The organism is Prevotella heparinolytica, from assembly GCF_004342845.1.
GTDB lineage: Bacteria > Bacteroidota > Bacteroidia > Bacteroidales > Bacteroidaceae > Bacteroides > Bacteroides heparinolyticus.
Map to the genome: position 1 here is coordinate 1 of NZ_SLXB01000044.1, position 9105 is coordinate 9105.

Genomic DNA, 9105 nt, shown 5'->3' on the forward strand with positions numbered 1-9105 from the left:
TAATTTCAATGATGTCAAAGATCTAAATGAACCCCTGATTCCGGGGCTATTTGATTAATTGTTTAACTCGTCCCATTTTAACGGGACACTAATGACCCTTCAATAGACCACGACGTACTAAAGGGGATAATACGCCGCAAATTGAAGGATAAAAGGTTATTGGCCTTACTTGATGAAATAATAGATTCGGCGGACGGCGTACCAATAGGCAATTATCTTAGCCAATATTTCGCAAACCTTATGCTTACTTATTTCGACCATTGGATAAAAGAGGAAAAACGGGTTAAGTATTACTTCCGCTACGCGGATGATATTGTAGTACTCGCCCCGGACAAAGCCTATTTACATTCTTTGCTGAAAGAGATAAGGCAGTATATGAGTGAACTAAAGTTAGAGGTTAAAGATAATTGGCAAGTCTTCCCGGTAGCTTCGCAGGGTATTGACTTCTTAGGTTTTGTTTTCTACCATACGCATACACGGATGCGGAAAGGAATAAAGCAAAGGCTTTGCAAAAGGATAGGGAAACTAAACAAACGCAAAACCTTGACCGAAGAAGAATTTAAGAATAATGTTTGCGCTTGGTGGGGATGGGCCAAACATTGCGATAGTAAACACTTGATTAAGAAACTTTCAAAGAGTACAAAGTATGAAATCAAATTCAAACGTTAGGCCGCCTATTTTGCAAGACTTAGGCGACGGTAGTTTTCATTATAACTACAACATTACAGAAGTAGAAGTACAGCCGGCGGACATTCAGCAAGAAAAAGCCGAAACCCCGCAAATTGGCTATGAGTACGAAACCGTTCAAATTTGGGGAACCCCGGATTACGACAAATGCGTTAAAGCGGTTCTTCGCGACCGCCGGGATGAAACCGAAGAATTTAACCTTATCAATAAGTACAACGCTTTCGCGCTTGGGCTATCAAAAGACCCGGCCGACGAAACGGAATACAAAGAGTATTTAGCGGAAGTATTAGCCGTTAAAGCTATGGTAAAGGCCGACTTCGAGAATTTGAAAAACGAGTAACAACAAACTAATTAAAAACGAAATGGAGTTAGTAGAAATTTTAGATAAAATCTATCCGCAACTTATAATGTTAGGTTGCATTTACTTGCTGGTATTGCTTCTTATTTTTTTCGACCTTTGCGCCGGAATACGTAAGGCAAAACAGCGCGGCGAATTCCGGTCTTCCTTCGGATTGCGTAAAACAGTAGAGAAAATAGCTAAATACTTTAATATGCTGTTTGTAATAACAGTAATTGACGGTATTCAAATGCTTGCTATTACCCAATTAAACGCCCAAATAACTCACCAGCTACCGGTTATTCCTTTCCTTACATTCATAGGGGCTATTTTCGTGGGATTTATCGAGCTAAAAAGTATTTATGAGAAAGCAGGAGATAAAGAAAAGGCGAAGATAAGCGAAGCTGCTAAACTTGTCGGTAAAATCGTATCTGACCGTTCTACGCAGGAAATAGCAACCAAAGTTATAGAGTATTTGAAAACCGAAAAACAGGAAGGGGGGCAACATGGCGAATGTTCGTAAACTACTACCGTTTATTTTGAGTTGGGAAGGTGGCTACGTAAATGACCCGGTAGACAAAGGCGGAGCTACCAACATGGGCGTAACTATTGCCACTTGGCGAAAAGTCGGCTACGATAAGGACGGAGACGGAGATATAGACGTAGATGACTTAAAGCTGCTTAGTAAAGACGACGTTCTAAACCGGGTTCTAAAACCCCACTATTGGGACAGGTGGAAGGCCGACCAAATTAAAAGCCAAAGCGTAGCCAACATTTTAGTAGATTGGGTATGGGGTTCCGGCGCAAACGGGATTAAGATACCGCAAAACTCTTAGGCTTAACGGTAGACGGTATTGTAGGGCCTAAAACCTTGGCCGCCGTTAATTCCTCCGATTCCTTGGTGTTATTCAATGCCATAAAAGCCGAGCGCGAAGCCTTCCTTTACCGGATTGTAGAACGCGACCCTACACAAAAGCGATTTATAAAAAGCTGGCTTAACCGCCTAAACGCATTAAAATATAACGACGTATGAAAACAAGACTTTTAACCCTACTTTTTTGCTTGCTGGTAGGCTTTCTTCTTATAAGTTGCTCCACGCCAAGGAAACTTAGAGCCAGCAAAGAAGAAAAGACGAAAGTAGACCAAGCTATACAGGAAAGCAATACCGGTGCTTCTTCCACTTTCGTAGATACAACCAAGACGAACGGTGTAGAAGTTACCTACACCAAAATAGAGTATTACCCGCCGAAAGCAAACGAGGAACCCACCCCGGAACCGGAAGGGCAAGTAACTCCAGGTAAAACAACCCACCCCGAAGAAAGCCGAAATAAGGAACCGGCCCCAGCCAAAAAGCAGCCGCCTAACAAGGGACCCATAAAAAGTATTGAGCAATTAACCGTAAAGCAGAATTCAGAAGAAAAGGGAATAAGCCAAAGCCAAGAAGCCAACGCTTCGGTCAAGGAAGAAACAACTACTACCGACACAGATAAGACGGAAGCCAATACAGAACAACCGGCGGCCGACCCTTATAGATGGCGTTACATTCTTGCAATATTAGTAATTGTAGTTGTAGCCGGGGTTTGGCTAAAGAAAACAAAGATAGGAAAGACCGTTATTTCCTTCATAAAGAAAATTTTTGTTCATAATTAAATTTCGGCTTGCTGGGAAGCCCGCCGGAATGAAAAAAGCACCCGTAAGGCCGTTTTCGGGTTCCTTTTCGGGTGTTTATTCTATAAAACACTGATACTCAATGTTTACTGCGGAGAGACAGGGATTCGAACCCCGGGTGCCTTGCAGCACAACGGTTTTCAAGACCGCCGCAATCGACCACTCTGCCACCTCTCCAAAATTAAAAAAGAAGCACTTTTCTCTTAAAGCGATGCAAAGGTACAAATCATTTTTTAATCTGCAAATATACACTCTGTTTTTTCATGAATAAATTGTACTTTTGTGCCATGATATATCCGCAGAACTTTGAACAGAAAATAGGTTTCGACCAAATACGCCAAATACTGAAAGAAAAATGTCTCAGTACACTTGGTGAAGAACGGGTGACAGATATGACATTCTCTGACCGCTTTGGCATGGTAGAAGAGCGGCTGGATCAGGTCACTGAATTTGTACGTATCCTTAAAGAAGAAAACAATTTCCCGGCACAATATTTTTTTGATGTACGCCCTTCGTTAAAACGCATACGGGTAGAAGGTTTGTATTTGGATGAACAAGAACTTTTTGACTTGCGCCGCTCATTGGAGACTATACGTGACATTGTACATTTTCTGCAAAAGAGTAAAGATGAGAAAGAAGATACTTCATCCTACCCTTGTTTGCAACGATTGGCCGAAGATATTATGGTATTTCCACAGCTCATCAACAGAATAAATGCCATTCTTTCTCCATACGGCAAAATCAAAGATAATGCTTCTGCGGAATTGGCACGTATCCGTCGTGAATTGGCAAATACTATCGGAAATATCTCACGTTCGCTGAATGGTATTTTACGGAGTGCTCAAACCGAAGGAGTTGTAGATAAAGACGTCACACCTACTATGCGCGACGGTCGTCTGGTTATTCCTGTGGCACCGGCTCTGAAGCGAAAGATACGCGGTATTGTGCACGATGAATCGGCCAGTGGGAAAACTGTATTTATTGAACCTGCCGAAGTAGTAGAAGCTAACAACCGTATTCGGGAACTGGAGGCAGAAGAACGTAAGGAGATTATTCGTATTCTGGCTGATTTCTCCAATCAATTACGCCCCGCTATTCCGGAGGTATTGTTGTCTTACGATTTTTTAGCGGAAATAGACTTTATACGTGCCAAAGCTTTATTTGCCGAACAAATATCCGCATTGAAACCTGTATTGAAGAATAAGAGGTTATTGGATTGGAGGATGGCTGTACATCCGCTCCTTCAGCTATCTTTAGCCAAACATGGCAAGAAAGTAGTACCTCTTGACATCGAACTGAATGAGAAGCAACGTATCTTAGTCATCTCAGGCCCCAATGCCGGTGGTAAGTCGGTTTGCCTGAAGACTGTAGGATTGTTGCAGTATATGTTGCAATGTGGGTTGCTTATCCCGATGCACGAATGCAGTGAAGTAGGAATATTCAGTGATATCTTTATTGATATAGGTGATGAACAGTCCATTGAAGACGACTTGAGTACTTATTCGTCTCATCTTACAAATATGAAAATCATGATAAAGCACTGTAACGAACACAGTCTTATCTTGATTGATGAATTTGGTGGCGGAACGGAACCACAAATTGGTGGTGCCATTGCCGAAGCTGTGTTGAAACGCTTCAATCAGCGACAAACGTTTGGAATTATTACAACGCACTACCAGAACCTGAAGCACTTTGCCGAAGACCACGAAGGTGTGGTGAATGGTGCCATGCTTTACGACCGCCATTTGATGCAAGCCTTATTTCAATTACAGATAGGCAATCCCGGCAGTTCATTTGCCGTAGAAATAGCTCGAAAAATAGGCTTGCCCGAAGATGTGATAGCCGATGCTTCGGAAATTGTGGGTAGCGAATACATCAATGCTGACAAATATTTGCAGGATATCGTTCGCGATAAACGCTATTGGGAAGGTAAGCGCCAAACGATTCGTCAGCGTGAAAAGCACATGGAAGAAACTATCAGTCGTTATCAGGCCGAAATCGAAGAGTTGCAAAAATCCCGTAAAGAAATTCTACGTAAAGCCAAAGAAGAGGTGGGACAGCTGATGCAAGAAGCGAATGCACGCATTGAGAACACCATACGTTCCATCAAAGAGGCGCAAGCAGAAAAGAGTAAAACGCGTCAGGCTCGACAAGAGCTGAATGAATTTCGTGAATCGATAGAGGTACTTGCCAACAAAGAGCAAGAGGAAAAAATAGCGCGGAAAATGGAGAAGTTGAGAGAAAAACAGAACCGGAAAAAGGAGAAAAAAAACGGTCAGGGATCAACCACTTCTCTATCCGCTCAAGCCATAGCTGAACAACAGGCAAGGAAAGAAGCCGAACAGTTATCCTCCATTGTGCCCGGTTGCAATGTTAAAATTAAAGGACAGACTGTAGTGGGTCAGGTAATGGAAGTGAATGGAAAGAATGCAGTTGTTGCATTCGGAGACCTTAAAACCATTGTTAAGCTATACAGATTGGAACGTAGTAACGCGCAGCCCAAACAAGCAGACGTGACGACCAAGACAACCTATATTAGCGGTCAAACGCAGGAAAGTATGTATGAAAAGAAGTTGAACTTTAAACAAGATATTGATGTTCGAGGCATGCGTGGTGATGAAGCGATGCAAACCGTCACTTATTTTATTGACGATGCTATTCTTGTCGGAATGTCACGTGTACGCATTCTTCATGGAACGGGCACAGGCATTTTGCGTACGCTTATTCGTCAATATTTGGAAACTGTCCCTGGAGTGTCTCGATTTGCAGATGAACATATACAGTTTGGCGGAGCAGGCATTACTGTTGTTGACCTCAATTAAATCAATGAACCAATCTAAAAGATCTATTATGAAATCAATCAAGGAGTTATATCGCATCGGTACCGGTCCTTCCAGTAGTCATACTATGGGACCTCGTAAGGCTGCTGAGATTTTTCTGAGTAAACATCCGGAAGCTGCCTCATTTAAAGTAACATTATATGGTAGTCTTGCTGCTACAGGTAAAGGACACATGACAAATGTTGCCATTACCGAAACATTTCAACCGGCAGCACCGGTTGAAATTATTTGGGAACCCAAAATCTTCCTTCCCTTCCACCCCAATGGTATGAAGTTCGTTTCTTTGGATAATGAAGGGAAAGAAACAGGTCAATGGACTGTCTTCAGTGTTGGTGGCGGTGCTTTGGCAGAGGAGAGTGATGGAGCTTCTTCCATAAATACTCCGGATGTATATGAGATGACTAAAATGACTGAGATTCTGCAGTGGTGCGGACGCACCGGAAAGAACTATTGGGAATATGTCAAGGAGTGCGAAGAAAGTGATATTTGGGATTATCTGCAAGAAGTGTGGAAAACCATGCAGGCAGCTGTGAAACGTGGATTAGAACAAGAAGGGGTCTTACCTGGCCCGTTGAACTTGCGCCGAAAAGCCTCTACCTATTATATACGTGCCAGTGGATACAAACAGTCGCTGCAGTCACGTGGACTGGTTTTCTCTTATGCACTGGCTGTGAGTGAGGAAAATGCATCAGGAGGTGTCATTGTCACTGCACCGACTTGTGGTTCATGTGGTGTAGTTCCGGCCGTACTTTATCATCTGGCAAAAAGCCGTGACTTCAGCGACATACGCATATTGCGCGCTCTTGCCACAGCCGGATTGGTTGGGAATATCGTGAAGACCAATGCTTCTATATCGGGAGCTGAAGCCGGATGCCAGGCGGAAGTGGGTGTGGCATGCTCCATGGCTTCGGCTGCTGCCAATCAATTGTTTGGAGGAAGTCCGTCACAAATAGAGTATGCAGCGGAAATGGGGTTGGAACATCATTTAGGAATGACGTGCGACCCCGTATGCGGTCTGGTACAGATTCCGTGTATCGAACGTAATGCCTACGCTGCTGCACGTGCCTTGGATGCTAACCTTTACTCTTCTTTCACCGATGGCATGCATCGTGTGTCGTTCGATAAAGTAGTGGCTGTTATGAAAGAAACCGGTAATGATCTGCCCTCACCATACAAGGAGACTAGCGAAGGAGGTTTGGCAAAGGATTATAATCCAATGTGAGAAAAGAAACATCTACTAAAATATCTTTCAAAAAAAGAGCTCATGAAATGAGGTTTGCCTCAAAATTCATGAGCTATTTTATATATCAAGAAATTCCTCCTCTTGCTTCTATCGGCTTTATTTTGGAAGATACAAGCTTATTTCAAGCTTTAATAATTCTACAACTTGCCCAATATTTTGTCCATCACCCAATTGGTAAGTGTAGCACTTTCTCCATCACTATTGCAGACTGATTTTCCAAGCAGATGATCTACTACAGCCTGAATAAGTGGCTGCTGAACATAGGTGGGATTATCTATCATAATCTCTTCACATCCTCTTTCCGTATGTAGTGCAATAGGATCATAGGTGAACATGGAGAAACAAATCCTCCCTTTATTACCAATAACCTCCACACGGTCTTCACGGGCAGAGTCATGAGCCACAAAACACCAGGAACCGCTACCAACTAATCCATTATCAAATTGAAAGCATGCACTAATGGTATCTTCAGCAAGATACAAACCACCACGATTACTTTTATAACCACTGGCTTCAAGTATACAGCCGAACATTTCTTGCAATAAATCTATCTGGTGGGGAGCAAGGTCGTAAAAATAACCTCCTCCGGCAATATCGGGTTGTACGCGCCAAGGCAGATTCTCTTTGTTATAGTCCAAATCACGAGGAGGCTGAGCAAAACGGATTTGTATATTAATAATGTTACCAATAACTCCTTCATCCATCAATGATTTTACTTTTTGAAAGTAAGGAAGATAGCGGCGATAATAGGCAACAAAACATGGTACTCCCATCTCTTTAGAAATGCGATTGATGCGACAGCATTCCTCATAAGTAACAGCCATCGGTTTCTCTATATATACAGGCTTCCCCGCCTTCATGGACATGATGGCATATGTGGCATGCGAAGAAGGAGGAGTAGCAATATATATCGCATTTATCTCTTCGTCGTTGATCAACTCTTGAGCATCATCATACCATTTAGGAATCCCCCTCTCTCTAGCATAAGCCTTAGCTTTTTCTCCATTTCGGCTCATGACGGCTACGACTTCGGAATTCTCTATTTTTTGGAATGCGGGACCGCTTTTATATTTGGTCACTTCTCCGCAACCTATAAATCCCCATTTAATAACTTTATCATTCATAAAAAAATCAACATACCATTACGACTTTATTCTCCAAAGTCAAAATCAAAGTCAAAATCATCGATAAATTCCAGCGTGGTAAACTCCTCCAAATTACGGCGGTCTTTCTTAGTAGGTCGTCCGGTTCCTTTAGCTCGATTGACAAAACCACTGACCCGACTCAACTCCAGCAATTCATACTGCTCAGGGGAGGTTACGTTTTCCATAGCTTCGGCAACGAGTTTGGCTCCCACGCGCTTCTCGATAGCCTGCACCACCTTGAAAGAATAAGTGACGGGAGGCTTTCGTACTTGAATAACATCTCCCGGCTTCACCATGCGGGATGCTTTGGCTAAAGCACCATTTATGCTGATACGCCCTTTCTTACAAGCTTCGGCTGCAATGGTGCGTGTCTTGAAAATGCGCACCGCCCACATCCATTTATCAATCCTGGCTTCACTCATTTCTTATTATATTGATTCATGGTGATATTGATACCTGCCAGACAGAAACTTTTAACAATTTCTCCAGCTGTTTTCAACCTTTCGTCCATTACCTTCCAATCTTCATCTGAGAAATTTCCCAATACATAATCCACTTGTCCACCACGTGGAAAATCATTGCCGATACCAAAACGTAGACGAGCATAGTTTTCAGTTCCCAATGTTGTCGCAATATGCTTCAAACCATTATGTCCTGCATCGCTTCCTTTTCCTTTCAGACGCAATGTTCCAAAAGGCAAAGCAAGGTCATCTACTACTATTAATACATTTTCCAAAGGTATGTTTTCCTTTTGCATCCAGTAGCGCACGGCATTACCGCTGAGATTCATATAGGTAGAAGGTTTCAGCAATAGCAGTTGTCGTCCTTTAACTGACATAGAAGCCGTGAAACCATAACGTCCATCAATGAAATTAACGTTCGAGGATTTGGCTAAAGCATCTACTACCATGAATCCTATGTTGTGCCTAGTCTCGCAATACTCGGGACCGATATTACCTAATCCTGCAATTAAATATTTCATTTATTGGTTATTTATGAAGTGATTTAAACTAATTGATCAAATGATAAACAGCGTACTAATAGCTAAAATATATTATGGGTGAGCAAACTCATTCATAACAACATCCCTATGTACGCTTTGTTGGACAAAGATACAATAAAAAGTGAAATATTGCCTCATTTATGTGTGGGCAAACGTGGTTTCGTAACTCAAAGTAGTCTTGT

General features: G+C 42.4%; 9 protein-coding genes, 1 tRNA gene and 2 pseudogenes. 8 read left to right on the plus strand and 4 right to left on the minus strand.

Features of this window, described 5'->3' with window-relative positions:
• The first annotated feature begins 159 nt into the window (after positions 1 to 159).
• The 5 genes and pseudogenes from EV202_RS14530 (at position 160) to EV202_RS14550 (ending at position 2674) form a co-directional block, all read left to right on the plus strand.
• Positions 160 to 669: an RNA-directed DNA polymerase gene (locus EV202_RS14530; RefSeq protein WP_317127787.1), complete on the plus strand. Its 510-nt coding sequence runs from the start codon at positions 160 to 162 to the stop codon at positions 667 to 669.
• Complete coding sequence (locus EV202_RS14535; RefSeq protein WP_131927573.1) at positions 647 to 1027, plus strand: hypothetical protein; 381 nt, start codon at positions 647 to 649, stop codon at positions 1025 to 1027. The genes EV202_RS14530 and EV202_RS14535 overlap by 23 nt, the downstream gene beginning before the upstream one ends.
• Before the next feature lie 22 nt (positions 1028 to 1049).
• Positions 1050 to 1547 (plus strand): phage holin family protein, encoded by a 498-nt coding sequence (locus tag EV202_RS14540; RefSeq protein WP_131927574.1) that lies wholly within the window; start codon positions 1050 to 1052, stop codon positions 1545 to 1547.
• A pseudogene (locus EV202_RS14545) lies at positions 1531 to 2057 on the plus strand (glycoside hydrolase family 108 protein). Before EV202_RS14540 ends, EV202_RS14545 begins: the two are co-directional and overlap by 17 nt.
• On the plus strand, positions 2054 to 2674 hold the full coding sequence (locus tag EV202_RS14550; RefSeq protein WP_131927575.1) for a hypothetical protein: 621 nt from the start codon (positions 2054 to 2056) through the stop codon (positions 2672 to 2674). Before EV202_RS14545 ends, EV202_RS14550 begins: the two are co-directional and overlap by 4 nt.
• 110 nt (positions 2675 to 2784) lie before the next feature.
• On the opposite strand, the gene EV202_RS14555 is transcribed toward EV202_RS14550, so the two are convergent.
• Positions 2785 to 2869 (minus strand) — tRNA-Ser (locus EV202_RS14555).
• 110 nt (positions 2870 to 2979) lie between these two features.
• Between EV202_RS14555 and EV202_RS14560 the strand changes: the two genes are divergently transcribed.
• Both EV202_RS14560 and EV202_RS14565 read left to right on the plus strand, forming a co-directional pair.
• Positions 2980 to 5514: an endonuclease MutS2 gene (locus EV202_RS14560; protein WP_131927576.1), complete on the plus strand. Its 2535-nt coding sequence runs from the start codon at positions 2980 to 2982 to the stop codon at positions 5512 to 5514.
• A gap of 28 nt (positions 5515 to 5542) precedes the next feature.
• The gene (locus EV202_RS14565) at positions 5543 to 6754 is read left to right on the plus strand and encodes an L-serine ammonia-lyase (RefSeq protein WP_106070419.1); all 1212 of its coding nucleotides are present in this window, start codon (positions 5543 to 5545) and stop codon (positions 6752 to 6754) included.
• Positions 6755 to 6912: 158 nt separating this feature from the next.
• Here the strand turns inward: EV202_RS14565 and EV202_RS14570 are convergent, their stop codons facing one another.
• The 3 genes from EV202_RS14570 to pth are packed head-to-tail and all read right to left on the minus strand — an operon-like array spanning position 6913 to position 8902.
• Positions 6913 to 7899: a Gfo/Idh/MocA family protein gene (locus EV202_RS14570; RefSeq protein ID WP_106068431.1), complete on the minus strand. Its 987-nt coding sequence runs from the start codon at positions 7897 to 7899 to the stop codon at positions 6913 to 6915.
• 26 nt (positions 7900 to 7925) lie between these two features.
• Positions 7926 to 8342 carry an RNA-binding S4 domain-containing protein gene (locus EV202_RS14575; protein WP_106068430.1) on the minus strand — a complete coding sequence of 139 codons (417 nt, stop codon included), beginning with the start codon at positions 8340 to 8342 and terminating at the stop codon, positions 7926 to 7928.
• A complete protein-coding gene (pth, locus tag EV202_RS14580) occupies positions 8339 to 8902 on the minus strand; it encodes an aminoacyl-tRNA hydrolase (RefSeq protein ID WP_106068429.1) in 564 nt (187 codons plus the stop codon). Before pth ends, EV202_RS14575 begins: the two co-directional genes overlap by 4 nt.
• Positions 8903 to 9010: 108 nt before the next feature.
• On the opposite strand from pth, the pseudogene EV202_RS15350 reads away from it, so the two are divergent.
• Positions 9011 to 9105 (plus strand): annotated as a pseudogene (locus EV202_RS15350) (IS5/IS1182 family transposase); the annotation flags it as partial.